Source organism: Pauljensenia sp. C0170B5 (genome assembly GCF_056590195.1).
In genome coordinates, this window is sequence record NZ_JBWPVR010000001.1 from 311381 (window position 1) to 327998 (window position 16618).

General features: G+C 58.7%; 15 protein-coding genes. 9 read left to right on the top strand and 6 right to left on the bottom strand.

Annotated elements, in window-relative coordinates; genetic code table 11:
* Positions 1-36: 36 nt before the first annotated feature.
* The 8 genes from AC1EJZ_RS01370 (at position 37) to AC1EJZ_RS01405 (ending at position 9493) form a co-directional block, all read left to right on the top strand.
* Positions 37-1350, top strand: coding sequence for a PHP domain-containing protein (locus AC1EJZ_RS01370; protein ID WP_480293820.1), 1314 nt, complete (start codon positions 37-39; stop codon positions 1348-1350).
* A gap of 43 nt (positions 1351-1393) precedes the next feature.
* Positions 1394-2434, top strand: a complete 1041-nt coding sequence (locus tag AC1EJZ_RS01375; protein WP_092648911.1) for an SDR family NAD(P)-dependent oxidoreductase — start codon at positions 1394-1396, stop codon at positions 2432-2434.
* A gap of 31 nt (positions 2435-2465) precedes the next feature.
* Entirely contained in the window at positions 2466-3743 is a 1278-nt protein-coding gene (locus tag AC1EJZ_RS01380; protein ID WP_058237458.1) for a zinc-binding dehydrogenase, read from the top strand.
* A 123-nt stretch (positions 3744-3866) separates the two neighbouring features.
* Complete coding sequence (locus tag AC1EJZ_RS01385) at positions 3867-4709, top strand: prephenate dehydratase (protein ID WP_480293821.1); 843 nt, start codon at positions 3867-3869, stop codon at positions 4707-4709.
* 179 nt (positions 4710-4888) lie between these two features.
* Positions 4889-5239, top strand: coding sequence for a hypothetical protein (locus tag AC1EJZ_RS01390; protein ID WP_193599953.1), 351 nt, complete (start codon positions 4889-4891; stop codon positions 5237-5239).
* A gap of 2 nt (positions 5240-5241) precedes the next feature.
* Entirely contained in the window at positions 5242-7953 is a 2712-nt protein-coding gene (locus AC1EJZ_RS01395; RefSeq protein WP_480293822.1) for a hypothetical protein, read from the top strand.
* Positions 7954-8035: 82 nt separating this feature from the next.
* A complete protein-coding gene (locus AC1EJZ_RS01400) occupies positions 8036-8608 on the top strand; it encodes a hypothetical protein (protein WP_480293823.1) in 573 nt (190 codons plus the stop codon).
* Between the two features lie 216 nt (positions 8609-8824).
* The gene (locus AC1EJZ_RS01405; protein ID WP_257590319.1) at positions 8825-9493 is read left to right on the top strand and encodes a CDP-alcohol phosphatidyltransferase family protein; all 669 of its coding nucleotides are present in this window, start codon (positions 8825-8827) and stop codon (positions 9491-9493) included.
* Here the strand turns inward: AC1EJZ_RS01405 and AC1EJZ_RS01410 are convergent.
* The 6 genes from AC1EJZ_RS01410 to AC1EJZ_RS01435 all read right to left on the bottom strand — a co-directional run bounded on the left by AC1EJZ_RS01410 (position 9490) and on the right by AC1EJZ_RS01435 (position 15214).
* Complete coding sequence (locus tag AC1EJZ_RS01410; RefSeq protein WP_058237453.1) at positions 9490-10374, bottom strand: hypothetical protein; 885 nt, start codon at positions 10372-10374, stop codon at positions 9490-9492. The two genes, AC1EJZ_RS01405 and AC1EJZ_RS01410, sit on opposite strands and share 4 nt — an antisense overlap.
* A 309-nt stretch (positions 10375-10683) precedes the next feature.
* On the bottom strand, positions 10684-13254 hold the full coding sequence (locus tag AC1EJZ_RS01415; protein ID WP_074026218.1) for a DEAD/DEAH box helicase: 2571 nt from the start codon (positions 13252-13254) through the stop codon (positions 10684-10686).
* Complete coding sequence (locus tag AC1EJZ_RS01420) at positions 13247-13726, bottom strand: YbjN domain-containing protein (protein ID WP_058237452.1); 480 nt, start codon at positions 13724-13726, stop codon at positions 13247-13249. Before AC1EJZ_RS01420 ends, AC1EJZ_RS01415 begins: the two co-directional genes overlap by 8 nt.
* Positions 13723-14178 carry a hypothetical protein gene (locus tag AC1EJZ_RS01425; RefSeq protein WP_058237451.1) on the bottom strand — a complete coding sequence of 152 codons (456 nt, stop codon included), beginning with the start codon at positions 14176-14178 and terminating at the stop codon, positions 13723-13725. The genes AC1EJZ_RS01420 and AC1EJZ_RS01425 overlap by 4 nt, the downstream gene beginning before the upstream one ends.
* 71 nt (positions 14179-14249) lie before the next feature.
* Positions 14250-14738: a YbjN domain-containing protein gene (locus tag AC1EJZ_RS01430; protein WP_058237450.1), complete on the bottom strand. Its 489-nt coding sequence runs from the start codon at positions 14736-14738 to the stop codon at positions 14250-14252.
* 2 nt (positions 14739-14740) lie between these two features.
* Positions 14741-15214: a type III secretion system chaperone family protein gene (locus AC1EJZ_RS01435; protein WP_480293824.1), complete on the bottom strand. Its 474-nt coding sequence runs from the start codon at positions 15212-15214 to the stop codon at positions 14741-14743.
* A 279-nt stretch (positions 15215-15493) separates the two neighbouring features.
* On the opposite strand from AC1EJZ_RS01435, the gene AC1EJZ_RS01440 reads away from it, so the two are divergent.
* The gene (locus AC1EJZ_RS01440) at positions 15494-16531 is read left to right on the top strand and encodes a phosphatase PAP2 family protein (protein WP_480293825.1); all 1038 of its coding nucleotides are present in this window, start codon (positions 15494-15496) and stop codon (positions 16529-16531) included.
* The last annotated feature ends 87 nt before the right edge of the window (positions 16532-16618 follow it).

A 16618-nucleotide genomic window follows, 5' to 3' on the forward strand; every position in this document is an offset into this window, starting at 1 on the left:
GAGCACCTGGCCAACAACGAACCCAGCAGAGGAAATATGAGCGTCCCAGTTACTAACGATGTCAGCCTCACTCAGAGTGAGCGCCTTGATGCTTTGCGTGAGGGCGCCGCGCACTTCACGTTCCCTGCGTGGGCGCCAGAATCCAACAACCACATCCACACGTGCTACTCCTTCAGCCCGTACACACCGACCCATGCTGCACTGCGAGCCAGGCAGGCAGGGCTGCGGGTTGTCGGATCCGTTGACCACGACTCGATCGCTGCCGCCCCGGAAATGAGCGAGGCTTGCCGTATCCTGTCGATGGGTTCGGTGACCGGCTTTGAAATCCGCGCGTTCTTCGACGATACGGTCGACGGCCCGTTTGCATCGCGCAAACTCAACAACCCTGATTCAGCGGGTATGGCCTACCTGACCGTCCAGGGAGTTCCGGCGCCGTCCCGTGAAAAGGCCGATCAGTGGCTTGCACCCAAGCGAGTGGCACGCCTGCAGCGCACCCTCGAAATGGCCGAACGTGCCAACAAGATTTTGGCCGGCCTGAATCTGACTCCCTTCGATCCACAGCGCGACATGGTGGGTCACTCCCAATATGCCAACGGCGGCGGAATCACGGAACGCCACTTGCTTGCAGCGATGGCGCGCGCACTGATCAACGGTTTCGGCAAGGGACAGGCTCTGCTTGACGGCCTGGCGACCATGAATGTGGAGGTGCCGGCCCCCCTCGTCGATCGACTGGGAGACGAGGCCAACCCGTACCTGATGTACGACCTGCTCGGCCTGCTCAAATCTGAATACCTGCAGCAGATCTACATTCAGCCTTCTCACGAGGAATGCCCGACCGCCCGCGAGGTCGTCGCCTTTGCTGATTCGATCGGCGCGATCGCGACCTACGCTTACCTGGGAGACGTGTCAGCCTCACCGACAGGAGACAAGAAGGCGGAGAAGTTTGAAGACTCCTTCCTTGATGAGCTGTTCGAAGCTTTGGAGGAACGCGGGTTCAGGGCAGTGACCTACATGCCGCCACGCAACACCGATGAGCAGCTTGCCCGGATTCATGAACTGGCCACGCAGCACGGCATGCTGGAAATCTCCGGTGTGGACATCAACCAGCCGCGCCAATCCTTCAACTGCCCTGAGCTGCGCAGAGAGGAATTTGCCGGACTCAACCAGGCGACCTGGGCACTCGTGGCGCACGAAGCGCTCACCAGTGTGGACCCGCAGCTGCACCTGCTGGGATCAGGTCGACTGAGCCCGCAGGACCTGGCGGCCCGCATCGAACAATACGCGCCGCTTGGCCGCGAATACGCCGACGGGACGCCCGCCGAGGACATAGCTTCACGCCTGACGGCGTGATCACAGGCTTACCCAAGACCCAAGTGATGTGGAGGAATGAAAGATGAGCGTTGCACCTATCGTGCGCGGAGTGTTTCTGCGCGCACTAGGTCGACCGGTTCTGGTCAGCCGCAGCGGCAAGGAAGCAACGATCACGCTGCCTGCAGACGAAGACAGCCTGATCCAGATGAATGACTCGGAGGTGAACGAGCTTCTGGGCGGCGTGAACCTACCGGTCACCGTCAGATGCGGAGAGGACATCTTCGAGGTCACCGAAACAGGTAAACGCGGCGAACGCGAGATCTCCGGCAGGATTGCCGTCGTAACGGGCGGCGCGCAGGGCTTCGGTGCTGAAATCGCACGCGGTCTGATCGACCAGGGCTGCTTCGTTTTCATTGCTGACCTCAACGAAGAAGGCGCCCGTGCCAAGGCCGAAGAACTCGGCGAACACGCATGGCCGATCACGGTAGACGTGTCCAACGAGGAATCAGTGGCAGCGATGGCTGAGGAAATTGAGCGCGTGGCCGGCGGGCTTGACCTGGTGGTCTCCAACGCCGGAATCGTGCGCGCAGGAAGCGTCCTGACGCAGGACCCGTCCGCATTCCGCCTGTCCACGAACATCAACTACATTGCGTTCTTCCTGGTCACTCAGGCGTGCGGCAATCTTCTGGCCCGCCAGCACAAGGCTGCACCCCAGTGGCTGACTGACATCATCCAGGTCAACTCCAAGTCCGGCCTGGAAGGATCCAACAAGAACGCCGCCTATGCCGGGTCGAAGTTCGGTGGCCTCGGACTGGTGCAGTCCTTCGCCCTCGAACTGGTCGCCCACGGCATCAAAGTCAACGCTGTGTGCCCGGGCAACTTCCTCGACGGACCACTGTGGTCAGACCCTGATCGCGGACTGTTCGTCCAGTACCTCAACTCAGGGAAGGTACCAGGCGCAAAGACCGTTGCCGATGTGAAGGAATACTACGAAGCGAAGGTGCCGATGCACCGCGGCGCACAGGGCATCGACGTTTTGCGCGCCATCTACTACATCGTTGAGCAAGCCTATGAAACTGGCCAGGCGGTGCCCGTCACCGGCGGTCAGGTCATGATGAATTAACAGGGCCACAGGCCGAAAGGAACACATTTCAATGTCCACTCAGACAACAACTGCAGTGCGTATCCACGGAGTGGAGGACCTCCGCCTGGAAACGTTCGACCTGCCTGAAATCGGTGAGGACGAAATCCTCGCTGAAGTCACGTCAGACTCGATCTGCATGTCCACCAACAAGCTCGCGCACCAGGGCGAGGCGCACAAACGCGTGCGCGGATCGCTGGCGGAAACCCCGACAATGGTCGGGCACGAATTCTGCGGAACGATCAAGAAGGTCGGCTCCAAGTGGGCTGACCAGTTCACACCCGGCATGAAGTTCGCCATTCAGCCCGCCCTGAACTACAAGGGAACACTGTGGGCACCGGGATACTCCTACCAGTACATCGGCGGCGACGCGACCTACGTCGTGATCCCCAGTGAGGTCATGGAGTCCAACTGCCTGTTCGAATACAAGGAAGACAGCTTCTTCACCGGCTCCCTGACCGAGCCGTACTCGTGCGTCATCGGCGCATTCAAGGCGCAGTACCACATGAAGCCGAACGACTACACGCACTACATGGGTATTCGCGAGGGCGGCACACTGGCCATGCTCGCATCCGTCGGCCCGATGGGACTGGCCGGCCTGGACGTGGCACTGCATCAGGAGCGCAAGCCGCGCCGTATCGTCGTCACCGACATTGCACAGGATCGCCTCGATCGTGCAGCCGCGCTGCTGACCGTTGAAGATGCGAAGAAGAACGGCATCGAGCTTCACTACGTCAACACCGGCGACATGGAGGATCCGGTCGCGGAGCTGACAAAGATCAACGAGGGCGAACTGTTTGATGACGTCTTCGTGTTCGCTCCGGTGCGTCCGGTCGTGGAGCTCGGCTCGAAGCTGCTGGCTCGCGAAGGCTGCATGAACTTCTTCGCCGGCCCGCCGCGTAACGATTTTGAGGCGACGATCAACTTCTACGATATCCACTACTCAGGTCACCACTACGTGGCCACAACCGGTGGCACGTACGAGGACGTCGCTGATGCGATCGATATGTTTGAATCAGGCAAGCTGAACCCGGCCGTCCTGGTCACCCACATCGGTGGTCTGAACGTGGTCGAGGAAACGACGCTGAATCTGCCGAACATTCCCGGTGGCAAGAAGCTGATCTACACCCACAAGAGGCTGGATCTGGTCGCAATTGACGATTTCGCTGAGCGCGGCAAGACGGATCCGTTCTATGCGGAGCTGGATCGCCTGTGCAAGGCGAACAACGGTCTGTGGAACAAGCAGGCTGAAGAATACCTCCTGGAGCACGCGCCGTCGATTGACGAGTAGCATCGTCGCGCGTCATGGGTCGCCCTCGTTCATTGTGATGGACGAGGGCGACCCATAATCGCTTCTGTAGATCCTGCTCACACGATGTGAGAAGAACGCTGCCGCCCTGATAGCCTAATTTTCATGACACGCGGGATGACAGTTGCGATACAGGGAGAGGCCGGATCGAATTCCGAAGTGGGTGCTCTCCAACTCTTTCCGGACGCAATGATTGCGCCCTGCGAGACGTTTACCGCCGCTTTCGATGCGGTGCACGACCAGGCAGCTGATGTAGCAGTAATACCGGTGGAAAACTCCTCGGCCGGTCGCGTCGCAGACCCGCACCAGCTGCTGCCCAACTCTGGCCTGTACATCACCCGTGAACTGTTTCTGCCGATCCACTTCGATCTGGTGGCACCCCAGGGTGCGACACTGGAGTCGATCCGCTCCGTGCGCTCCCACGTCCACGCATTCGGCCAGTGTACGAAACTGTTTGCCAACTGGAAGTGGACGCGCCACATCAGTGCCGATACGGCAGGGGCTGCGCGTGAAGTTGCGATGATGGGGAACCGATCCGTAGCGGCATTGGCTCCCTCGGGAATTGCAGACAAATTCGATCTGGCGGTGCTGCAAAGCCATGTCGAAGACAACGACAACAATGCGACGCGATTCCTTGTCCTGTCGCCCAAGCCAGAGGTGAGCCAGACACGGCCAGCCATCACAACGGTTCTGTTTCGCACCAAGAACGTGCCTGCCGCGCTGTACAAATGCCTGGGCGGATTCGCGACGAACTCGGTGAACATGACAAAGCTGGAAAGCTACCAGCTGGGGGGCTCTTTCTGCGCCACGCAGTTTTATGTCGACCTCGATGGGCACATGGAGGATCCAAACGTCAAGCGTGCCCTCGATGAATTGCACTTCTACGTCGCGGACATGAAAGTCATGGGCTGCTACCCGGCGGACCCCTACCGCGAGGAACTGGCGTAGTTCCCTATCGTTGCGGGTGTCTCGGGCCTTCATCCGTGCCTTGTAACCTTTCCTTTTCATGATCGGCGAGGAACATGAAAAGAAAATAGTCAGAACTATTGACTGACAGTCAATTCTCCATTTAATGTAGTAACGCCTGAGTTCCTCCGAGACGAGAGATTGACAGTTCGATGGCTGACTTGGAATTCGACCGCGCTGCCGTTGGTGTGAGCGCGAAGAAAGATTGGACCGATTCTGAAGAATTCGGGAGAATCGGTGCTGTTGCCAGACAGATTTCCATAGTGGGAATTGCGAAGAATCTGCCAGAAGGCCCGAACGAAGGTGTTCAATCCCTGCGCGATGCAGTGAGGAACTATCGCGATGGCATGAAGGACGTGATCTTTGAATTTTCGGATGCCTGCGCTGTTCTGGGATCAGGTCAGGAAAAAGCAATTGCCAACTATGACAAAACTGAAGCGGCGAATGGAAATCTCTTCATACGAGATGTCCGCGAAGGTATCGCAGTGCTGAGTGAGAGGTTGGGGGGCTGACTATGGCTGGTGCTGACGAACTGCCCACCCCGCCTGATATCCAGGCAGGCGCGAACGCGTATGCCGACGATTTCGAGATGGTGAGTAAACGTATCGCGAACACCCAAATCGCATCTGGAGCAGATCAGGTGCCGGGCTGGGAAGGCCAGGCTGCTCAAAAGTACTGTTCGGAAGCTCAATCACTGTCGACACACGTCTCCACATTGGCTAAATCATTTTCAAATCCTGTGAATTCACTACGGGACTGGGCTCACACTGTAGGCGAAGCCATCCGCGAGGTTGAGCGGTGGCAGCAGGAATGGGATGACGCTGAAGCAGAAGCTACGCAGAGAATCAACGCGCTCAATGCCGACAGAGACGCCCGACAAAACACAAACAATCCGATGGATCGTCTTGAGTACAGCCGGAGCCATGGAGAGATCATTGAGTCAAAAGATATTCAGCAGACTCGTCTGAGAGAATCATATAAAAATGAGATGGAAAGACTGGATAGTGAGGCGTCAGCTACTGCGTCCGCTTTAACCGGATCAATCAATTCAATCGTATCGGCTGCTGATCGCAAGGGTGGGCGAGACTCGATAGGAAAGAGCCTATTCGACGACATGCCGCTGGTAGATGGCCAGGCCGAATGGGAATACTGTCAGGGCATAGCGGACGACGCTGCTGATCTTCTTGATATGTCTTCCCCGGATCTCATTGAAAACATCAAGGAATTCAATAAGAAATACGCCGACGATCTGGATAACCCGTTCTTTGCCAATGTGCTGGCCGAACGGGTACCTCCTGAGGATATGGCCCGGTTTGTGGCGAGGATGGGGGATTTCAAGGGACAGATTGTTGATCCAGGGACTCATGAAATTGACACCGATTTCGATAAAGCAATCGAAAATGTGACGCGTTCGCTGGGAACAGCCATGGTTCTGTCAACTGGGGGAATGAATGGTGATCCTGCATACCAGAGCGCCCAGAACAGTTTCAATGTGGTGCAAGACGGCCTGATGGCATCTGATGGACAGCATTATTCCGCTGTTCAGGAGCATAATCTGGATGGCTTGAAGAAGTATGGCCACACGCTTGTCGACTCTTCCGGAGAACCTGTTGACCCCAATTTCGCGGGGATGGCTGGAACTCATTATGGCTATGAATACGTTGGGCACATGCTCGGCGTAGCGTCAGAAAATGAAAACATTTCACTTGGTGGAGGATTCGTTGAAGATTACAACGGGAAAGACTCGATAGCTCGCGACATTATCACCTGGGATAATGAGCATCCTGAGTTGCGACAAAACGCTTTCCCGTACTCTTCATGGAATGGCTCGCACATGCCTGGAGGCAGCTATGGTGCCTACGGCTGGACACTTGATCCTGTCACCTCCATGATGAAATTGATGGATATGCCCGACTCTTTTGCCGATGGGACACCGGATTCTTTGTCTGCCGCAGAAACTGAACGCGCAGATGGTGTGCGTAACCTGCTTGCCAGTAATACAGATTTTGCTGTTGACGGTCGGGCGATGTCGATGACGGAGTACCTGACAGGCCACCGCGCTGTCCCTGATATCTTCAGCGGGTGGACTGATCAGGGAGATGCATTTGGTGAGGTCATTGCGCAAAATGCGATGCCTGTTGACAAGCCTGACGTCTCTCCCGACGATCCAGCGTATGCAGAATGGGCGGATCGTGAGAGGAAGTCTGCGCAAATCACCATGGACTTTGTTCAGGGGTATCAAGATGGCCTGAAAGACTTTGGAGAATCACAAGGCGAAAATCGCTTCGGCATGATGAACAGTCAACTGAGAAGCTGGGCTGGCGTCGCGCTTGCGCCTCGAGTTGATAATCTTCTGTTCGAAATCGGTTCTGGGTCGGGTGCTGAAAACACCGTAGCGGAAATGGGGCTGAATGATGATCGGGCATCGTTTGCGTTCTCTAAAGATCTCAGGAAATCGCTTCTAGGTGAGAAGAGCCTGCTGACTGATTTGGCATTTGATCATCCGGTAAAAATGGATGACGGTTCGTACATCGGTGGACGCGGACCCGCAATTGATAATCTGCGACTTTCGGCAATTGAGAAGTTCCAGGAAGACGTCGATGGTTCGTCGCCGACAACAGCAGGCGTACAAAACATTGCTCAAAAATGGGCGCCCGGTTTCAATCAATTGTTCGGTGCGCACGGAGCCGCAGACGGGGCTCATGCCGAATGGCTTGACGAAACCAACAAACGCTGGCGAGAGCTCGCTGAGGGGGGTCTTGGTGCAGCAGGACTGCCGGGCAAAATTCCCGGCGCCGGCAAAGTTACGCAGTTTATCGCGGGTCAGGCACTCGGTGCCGGAACTGACATGGCTCTTGACCAATTTCTGCCGACCAATCACGCTGAATTGGCGCAGGCTTCACGCATTAATGATCAGGAAGTTGCGCGTACTTTGATGGCTCAGTCGTTGTACTCACGTTATGCCGATTCGGAAGTCATGGGCGCGCCAGTTATGGGCAAACAGCCTGATGGGAGCTTTTTGAGCACTCGCTCTGGCGCCGGTCTGGACGACTATTACAATTCTGATGGGACATTGAAAGACTACGAGGATCTTTCACCGGAACAACGCACAGCCTTCCAGAATTTCATCAACAATAATGAGAATACTGCGAATATTGAGCACGAAGTCAATTCGGTGTTCAATGACACTCAGCAAAATGAAAAGAACGCGCAAGGCGGGAACTAAGGACTCATTGAATCGCATGGAAGGCTGTTGAAAGATGAGGAGACTGTGGCGGTATGCACTGGTCACCATTGGACTTGTTTCAATGGGACACTTGACTGGATGCGACGTTACGTTGGGGCAGTCGGAATCATCGATGTCGGATTCGACGCAGTGCATGCAATCATCCGATGATGACCAATCCAAGGAGGTCAACACCATGAATATTGACTTGCCCAGCGGGTGGGTCATCCGTGAAACTCCGGATAATCCGACAGTGGATTATCGGATTGAAGCGTCCACTGATCCGGATTCAAACGCAACGGCCGAAGTCGTGCGCTACCACATTTTCGACTGGGGAGACATCGACACAAAAGAACCTCGCTCTGATCCGATGGAGCTGATCCCGGACCCTGCTGACATGCGAGAAGACAGAATCAAACTCGCTGAGGAGAACTCTCGCGTGTCCAACACTGAGGCATTGCCTGATCGGAGTATCGACGGCTGTCAAGCCACGGGACTGGCTTTCGTTGCGGATGAGGATGAGGGTGCTGTCGAGACCATGATTGTGTACGTGGCTCGACCTGATGGCATGTGGGTGATGACCCTTCGAAGTGCGCCGAACGAGGCGCTGCCGCACGAACTCGTGGCCGCCCTCGACACCGTGACGTGGAGCTGAACGCGCGGCGCAGGTAACCGGAGCCGATCATCTGGCTCCATCGCAGGTGATGTGCCCAACGATCGCCGGAATGAGCAGTTTTTTCGTGTATTGTCTCGTTCAGCATCGTTGTAGGCAACAATCGAGGGAAACATGAGCGCAGACACTCACGCGGTGAACGAGACACAGTGGTCCATTGAACGACGAGTGACCGTATGGTGCATCCATGCTTTCACCATGAGCGGTCTGCTTTGGGCACTGCTGGCAGTCGACTCACTGCGCTCTGGCGACATCAAGATGATGTGGCTGTGGCTGGGAATTGCGCTGATTGTGGATGCTGTTGACGGGCCAATGTCACGCGCGGCTGACGTGACGAAAGTGGTCCCGTGGTTCTCTGGCGTGATGATGGATAACGTCGTGGACTATCTGACGTGGACATTCATTCCAGCGGTGTTCATGTTCCTTTACATTCCGCTCGGGCCGGGCAAATGGCCAATCCTTGCTGCAGCACTGGTCCTCGGCTCATCCATGTTCTGTTACGCCAACACGAAGATGAAGTCCTCGGACTGGTATTTTGTAGGGTTCCCGGCAGCGTGGAACGTCGTCGCTATTATCATGTGGTTGTTCGCGACGCCCTGGTGGTTCAACTGGCTGATCGTCGTGATTTTCACCGTGCTGGCCGTTATCCCGTTCAAGTGGATCCATCCCTTCAGAGTCACTCACCTGCGCATCTTCAATGCCACTGCCGCCGCCTTGTGGGTCGTGACAACTGCGGTGATGGTGGGGTTGTACCCGGCTCGCCCGCTGTGGCTCATGATCGTGTGGCTCGTGGCTGGCGTGTGGCTGATGGTCGTCAGCGCAGAACGTACCGTACGAGGGCGCCCCTCCAAACGCCACGTGTCCTAATCAGGCTCGATGCTGGAGAGCTGGCGATTGGCACGCCGGTCCAGCCAGTACTTGAAACCTTCGAGCACGAAGGCAGAGGCAATCAGCAGTGCGATGATCACGATGACGTACCCGGGGTAGTCTTTTCCGTTGAGCCCGAAGTACACGTAGGGCGCGACGAAGGTGATGACGGTGACGGCCAGTCCTGCCATGCGTTTGAGGAAATGCGCGGCCGTCACCATCGTGAGCACGCCCCACGTGTAGGGAATCGCCGTCGTCAGGTCGATGAGCCACAACAACAGAAGCGAGCCGTGGAATTCGCGCACATACGACACGGGCAACACGCGCAGCGCCGAGTAGATCAGCACAACCGCGTAAGCCAGGAACTTCGGATTCGTCAGTATTCGCGTGACCATGAAACGGTGTTGTAGGCGGATACCTGCCTGCGTGAGGCCGCGGTAAGTGGAAGCTGAAACCAAAAGTGCATCCAGGCCCGTGAGGGCATGGTGAAGGAACGCCAGGTCCTCAGGTCTGCCTCGTTCCAGAAGGAATGGGATTAACAGACGCGGGGCTACGCCGATGGGCTGGCATTGCTGCCCCTCGTAGGTCTGCACGGGTCCGAGCTCGTGGAGCAGGTCGGGGGCCAGCCACTGTTCCCAGTGCGCGCGATCGGTGGGTGTCATCATCAAAAGCCAGAGCCGTTCGCGTTTTCGTACCGAGTCACGCAGCGTGACCTGCAGTTCGCGGATATTGTCAGGGTGAGTGGGATCAATGACGCGGGAGAATTCGCGGACGTGGCGATCCCGCAGGTCGCCTGTGCGTTCGACACCTGCAGCTTCGCGCACGGACACCGGGTCGAGGCTGATGTCGCTGGCGAATGAGATTCCCAGAAGAAGATGCACCTACACACAGTACATGTCGAGACCTCTCGCGCGGCAAAAGGTGCGCCGGTAGTGACGTATCTGCAAGGCTGAGGTGTTGGAGGTAAGCAGACGCGATGTGCAGACGCACTGAGGGGCCGGTCAGCAGACCGGCCCCTCAGGCATCCCATCAACACAGTGCGAGTCTAATCGAGAAACAGCTCCCTTGAAACAGTCGCTATAGAACCTCGTTGGCTCGATGGTGTCAACACTACGGGCCCTACCTTGGAATAGCTTTGAGCGAACCTTAAAAATCCCTGTGAATTTTGGTCCTGTGGTGAGATCCTCGACTCAGGATCGGACGGTCGCGGGGCAGGAAGACGAAGAATCGGGAGAAGCAGACGGTGTGGGCGAATCCGAGGGCGCCGCCTCCTCCGGCGGGCAGTGACTGGCCAGGAACTCCAGCACCGCGATCGCGCCGGCCTTCGACAGCGGCTCGTTGCCGTTGCCGCACTTGGGAGATTGCACGCACGATGGGCACCCGTCCGAACACAGACACTCCTGCAGGCGCGTCACAGTTGCCTGCACCCACCGCGCAGCGTGCGCACACCCGTACATCGCGTAACCAGCGCCGCCGCGATAGGCATCGAACACGAAGACGGTAGGCGCGTCAGTGTCCTCGTGCAGTGCGGTCGACAACCCGCCCAAATCCCAGCGGTCACAGGTCGCCAGCAGCGGTAGCAGTGCAATCATCGCGTGCTCAGCGCCATGCAAAGCGCCCGGCAGTTCAGCTTGCGTCAGGCCAATGCTGCGCAGTGCACCGGGAGCCAGAGTGAACCACACGCCTACGGTCTCCAGCGTGTGGGACGGCAACGAAAGCTCGCGGTTACGGATGAATTCCAGGCCCGGAAGTCGAAGCAGGTCGTAGTCAGTGACTCTAGTGGTGACGTCAACCTCGCCGGTGTGCCACGTGACCGCGCCATCTGCACTGTGCCACTCCTGGGATGTACTTACGATGGAGACAGCAACGTGTTGTTTCGCGCGGGTGCGCAGCTGCGTTGAGACAGGTTCGACGAGGGCGACCCGTCCGCCGTCACCAGGTGACAGCGGTGCCAGGCTCAGTACGTGATAGGTGCGCCCTTGATGCAGGTAGATGGCATCTGGAAAAACCTGAGCGTCGGCGGACCCCTCGTCGACTGTGCCGATGACGGTGCCGGTGGCCTGATCGATGATCTGGACTTCGCCGCCTCCCCCTCGTAAATCGGTCAGATCAGCTGCGCGGTCGCCGCGCGTGACATCCCAGTACCAGCCTGCCGGGCGGCGCACCAAAAGCCCCTGATCAGCCAGGTCATCGAACATAGAGGTGTCACCGTCAGGCAGACCGAAGCAAGCGGCATCGTCAGCGGTCAGCGGCAGCTCCTGAGCGGCGGCACACAGGTGAGGCGCCAGGACCCACGGATTGAGCGGATCAATGACCGCGGCTTCAACCTCCCGGGTGAGTTCGTCGGGGTGATGGATGATGTAGGAGTCGAGCGGATTGTCGCTGGCGATGAGGATCGAAAGGCCGCGCGCTCCGGCCCGACCGGCACGGCCCACCTGCTGCCACAAGGATGCGCGCGTACCCGGCCAGCCGACAGTAATGGTCGCGTCCAGTCCGGACACGTCCATGCCCAGTTCCAGTGCATTTGTCGTGGCGACCGCCCTCAGCTGCCCAGACCGCAAAGAACGTTCCAATGCTCGGCGCTCTTCAGGCAGGTATCCGCCCCGGTAGGAGGCAACGGACCCAACCAGCGGAGACAATGAGGCAGACAGTATGTCGCGCACATGCGCCGCCAGGGTTTCAGCTCCCACGCGTGAGCGCACGAATGCCAGGAGACGAGCGCCACGCTCCACCAAAGCAGCGATGAGCGAGGCAGCTTCGGACGTGGCGCTGATACGCCACGTGGACGGTGCCTTCTCCAGCACGACCGGCTCATTGTCAGCCAGCGCGTCCAGGAATGCGTCAATGGGGATATCGTCCGGGTCGGGGCGCAACGCAGGCTGCCACAGTATGAGCTGATGCTCACCGGCAGGTGAGCCGTCCTCGGTAATGTCACAGATGTTCTCACGCCCCGTCATCTGACGGGCGACATCGTGAGGGTCACGCACAGTGGCGGACAACATGATGACGGTGGGGTTCGCACCCAGGTGGCGGGCAATACGCAGCAGGCGGCGAATGACCAGGGCAATGTGGGAGCCAGTCATGCCGCGCCAGTAGTGCAGCTCATCGATGACGATGTAACGCAGGGAAGCCAGCAGTCGTGTCCACCGCTGATGTCCAGGCAGCATGACAAAATGCAGGTAATCAGGATTGGTCAAGACGATGTCGGCATGAGCGCGCGCCCAGTCCTTCGCCTCGCGTGGTGTATCACCATCCGCCGTACTCACGCGCACTCCCCACTGCGTGCCCTGCGCCGTGTTGATCCACTTGTGCAGTGCGCTCAACTGGTCGGCGGCAAGCGCCTTCGTGGGGGACAGGTACAACAGTGTGGGCCGGTGGTGCACTTCGGAGATACGCGCCGGCCTGTCGGATGCGGCGTGGTCGGCCAGATCGGACAGAATCGGCACCCATGCGACCAAAGACTTCCCGGAGCCAGTCCCGGTGGCGACAACTGTGTCCTGCCCGGCGTGCACGGCGTCCAGTGCGCGCCGCTGGTGCTCCCACACGTGCTCGATACCCAGGTCAGCGCCTGCGTGTGTGACGGAGGGGTTGATCCACCCAGGCCACGGTGCGGTGCGTGCCGGTCGTGCAGGAATGCTGTGAACGTGGACCAGCCGATCGTCACGCGCACCAATGCGCTCCAGCATCGCAAGAAGGTCGTCGATGCCCGCGCTCAGGGACGAGGGCGCCCTCGTCGAACCGGCACCTGCGACATCAGCCATTGGGACACGACGTATGGGTGAACGCTTGACGCATGTAGGCGATGGCTTCGAGGCCGGCGCTCACCCCTGCTGCGAGGTTGTCGGACAATTGAGCGTCCGTGAGGCCGCACTGCGTGTCAACGGTAAAGTCAGCGCACACCTGGACGTGGTGATCGGGGCTGTTCATCGTGTAGACGGTGGGAATGAACTTCTCACGATTCCACCAGTCGGATGCGGCAAAGAGCTGCTTCTTGCACCGATCAGGCTGCGCATCGGTATCCCACACCGCGCGAACACACAGGAAACGCTCGCTCGCATCGAAGGAGAAGAGGAAAGGAACCTCCTCGATCACTACTCCGGCTGCCTGATCTTTGACGAGGACACCCAGCTCGTATGTCAACGCGTGGGCGCAGCTGATGACGCGATCCAGGCTGACCGGTGTGGGGCGCGCGGAATCCGCTGAATCAGGCACTGAATGCAGCGACGTGTTCATTGTGCCTCCTCCTCGCGTTCCCATGTGATGAATTCGGGCAGTGTTGCCTCCAGATCGTGGAAGAACGACATGGTCATCGCCATCGAAGTTTCGTAGAACGTGGAGAGCTGCTGGTCGGTCAGACCTGCTGACGTGAGGATGGCGCATTCGGTGTGGAGGCCGAAACTCGTCTGATCTTCCAGGGGCGCCAGGTAAGCCTTGGGTGCCGTACGCATCGAGTTGCAGGCTTCGATTTCACATTCGAGTGCGTAGAACTGAGCGTCGTTGCGTGCGATGCCTCGCCAGATGCCCCGCATGATCAGCACATTCGGATACGTCGCATCCCACAGGTAAATCGCGTTCGGGGTGGGAACGACGAGTTGGTTGTTTTCCCAGTCATCAAAATGCACGTGATTGCCCGCAAGCAATGTGCGTATGCGCTGGACATCAATGGGACGGGACAACGCAACCATGACGACCTCCTCTGACTCAGGACGAGTGGCGGATACGTGGAAAAAGTGGACGCACTGGCATTGCCAACACCCTATGACACGTCATCGCTTTCAGCGCGCTGAGATGTCGGGGCCGTAGTGGCTGGCGGCTGGCTTACGCCGTCAATGAAGTCCAGAGCCTGTCTGCCGCCCTTGAGTCCGACATTGACATTGGTTCGAAGCTGCGCATCTGACAGGCCGTGTGCTGTTGAGACGCGTAGGCGGGTAAAGACGAAGGAACGATCCTGAGCATCGGTCTGGACAAACGCCGTGGGTGTCACCCGCTGCGCATTCCACTGGTTGGCTCGTTCAATTAACGTGCCAGCCTGGCGCGAAAAGAGGCGTGTGATCAGGCGCGCAGCACTGACAGTCAGCCACGGATCGTCGCCCTCGGAAAGGGAGACGAAAAACAGGTCACTGCCAAGTCTGACCTGAAGCTGTGTCGGGTTGGATGCGGAGGGACGCGGATGTGTGCCCACGTCGCGCAGTGCGCGCTCAATGCGATCCAGGTCGACAGGAAGAATTGCAGGTGCGTCAGACATGGTCAGCGATCCTCCTCGTGCGGCGCGTCCACATCCCAGGTCACCATGTCCGGCAATTGGCGTTCGAGGGCGTGCAGAACTTCAGCAATGGATGCCACCGAGCGCGTGATGAACCCGGTCAGCTGTTCGTCGCTGGCGCCGTCCGCAATGATGAGGGTCGTCTCGGCTACGAGCTGGTATCCCTCATCGTCAGCCAGTGGCACGATAAAGAGCTTGGGGCTGAACTCGACTGGATTGATCTTGGCGGCTACCAGTTCAAGTTCGGTGCGGCTGTCTTCATCAGGAGCTTCACCGCGCCAGTGAGCGCGGATACGGAAGAAATCAGGGTGGGACAGATCCCAGAAGTAGAACGCGTTTTGTTCCAGGCTGGTGAACACTGCGTCATCGGTTGAGGAGGGGCGGAAATCGACATGAAGATCCGTCAGAGTCCGATCCAGTCGGGTCGATGTGACGGGCGACGTCTGTGATGGTGACACGCTCATCCCTCCCTTGCCAGCTGCCGATGCATTTTCATCATATGCGCTTATCGTGCCGTTTCCTGAGCGAGGTGCCCAGGCCTCATTTTCTTCATCCTACGTGAGGGAAAAGAGGGCGGCAGAACTTCGTTGCGAAGAGCCGCAAGATCCTACATGTCTAGACGAGTGTGACTCGCGCGCTTGGGCGGCGCGCGGCCGTGAAACCGTGCTCGGAAGTTGGCGCATCATGGAATACAGTTTCTATCGGGAATGCTCAACACGAACCGAGGAGTAAGCGAGATGGCCATGCCTGACGAGCCTCGCCCTGACGTGCGGCAGGTGCCCGAAGATGGTGCTGGTCAGCGCGCAGCCGGACCACCGGCCTCATCCACATCGTCGTCCGCGCCCGACCAAATCGGGCCATCATCTCGCCCGGCGCAGCAGTGGGCCGCCCGCCCGGATGGATACAGCGCACGGCTGTTCCGCCGGATTGTGTCAGCCGTGGTGTATATCGTCGTGATCGTGGTGACGATTCGCGGCGCCGTCTTCACGGCAGTTGGGCAGGCCTGGGATACGGCATTGATGGAAACGCTGGCCACGTGGCGCCCCACTGTTGCGCCGGTGGGCCGCATCCTGGTTCACCTGGCCTCCTGGCAGGCCGTCGTTGTCATGTGTGTCGTTGTCGTGGTCGTTGCGATTGCGCGCAGGCGGTGGCACCTGGCCGTGCGTGCCGTCGTCGTCGTCGTTGCGGCAAATCTGACCACGCAGCTGGTCAAACTCCTGATCGCGCGACCGGATCTGGGATCGTCGATCCACATCGCAAACTCACTTCCCTCCGGCCACACAACGTTTGCCGCATCCATCGCGCTCGCTCTGATCATCGTGGCGCCTCGATGGGTGCGCACCCCGGCCGCCTACGTCGGGTGGATCTGGACCACGCTGATGGCCATGACCGTCATCATGTATGGCTGGCATCGCCCTTCCGATGTTCTGGTCGCAGTGCTGGTGGCCGGCGCATGGGCGCAGCTGCTCGCACCCGTTGAACACCGCAGGCGGCACGGCGTGATGGCGCGACGCATGCTGTCCTTCTTCTGCGGCTGCGCGATCATCTTCGCGCTCCTCATCGCATGGTATTTCATGCCCAACGTCGACATCGTCTCGCACTTTGCGCCGGGCGCGTGGGACCTGGGTTACGCACAGTTCGTTGCCAGTGACCCGGCGCGCACCAGGTGGCTCGCCCTGGCCGTCATGTTCATGCTCAGTGGTGTCGCGGGAGCCGTGATGTGCGAGGTGGACCGCCTGTCGTGGGCACAGCCGCAATCTCGCAACAGTCGGTGAAACAGCGGGCGCGGTCGCCCTCGTCAATGACAACACGCACAAAGTGACCGACGAGGGGGACGCTGTGCAACGCCCACTGGGCGAGAT

Excerpts from the sequence above, each read along its gene's own strand:
- AC1EJZ_RS01370 (WP_480293820.1), top strand. The coding sequence starts at position 37 with ATGAGCGTCCCAGTTACTAACGATGTCAGCCTCACTCAGAGTGAGCGC.
- AC1EJZ_RS01375 (WP_092648911.1), top strand. The coding sequence starts at position 1,394 with ATGAGCGTTGCACCTATCGTGCGCGGAGTGTTTCTGCGCGCACTAGGT.
- AC1EJZ_RS01380 (WP_058237458.1), top strand. The coding sequence starts at position 2,466 with ATGTCCACTCAGACAACAACTGCAGTGCGTATCCACGGAGTGGAGGAC.
- AC1EJZ_RS01385 (WP_480293821.1), top strand. The coding sequence starts at position 3,867 with ATGACACGCGGGATGACAGTTGCGATACAGGGAGAGGCCGGATCGAAT.
- AC1EJZ_RS01395 (WP_480293822.1), top strand. The coding sequence starts at position 5,242 with ATGGCTGGTGCTGACGAACTGCCCACCCCGCCTGATATCCAGGCAGGC.
- AC1EJZ_RS01400 (WP_480293823.1), top strand. The coding sequence starts at position 8,036 with ATGGGACACTTGACTGGATGCGACGTTACGTTGGGGCAGTCGGAATCA.
- AC1EJZ_RS01405 (WP_257590319.1), top strand. The coding sequence starts at position 8,825 with ATGAGCGGTCTGCTTTGGGCACTGCTGGCAGTCGACTCACTGCGCTCT.
- AC1EJZ_RS01415 (WP_074026218.1), bottom strand. The coding sequence starts at position 13,254 with ATGGCTGATGTCGCAGGTGCCGGTTCGACGAGGGCGCCCTCGTCCCTG.
- AC1EJZ_RS01420 (WP_058237452.1), bottom strand. The coding sequence starts at position 13,726 with ATGAACACGTCGCTGCATTCAGTGCCTGATTCAGCGGATTCCGCGCGC.
- AC1EJZ_RS01425 (WP_058237451.1), bottom strand. The coding sequence starts at position 14,178 with ATGGTTGCGTTGTCCCGTCCCATTGATGTCCAGCGCATACGCACATTG.
- AC1EJZ_RS01430 (WP_058237450.1), bottom strand. The coding sequence starts at position 14,738 with ATGTCTGACGCACCTGCAATTCTTCCTGTCGACCTGGATCGCATTGAG.
- AC1EJZ_RS01440 (WP_480293825.1), top strand. The coding sequence starts at position 15,494 with ATGGCCATGCCTGACGAGCCTCGCCCTGACGTGCGGCAGGTGCCCGAA.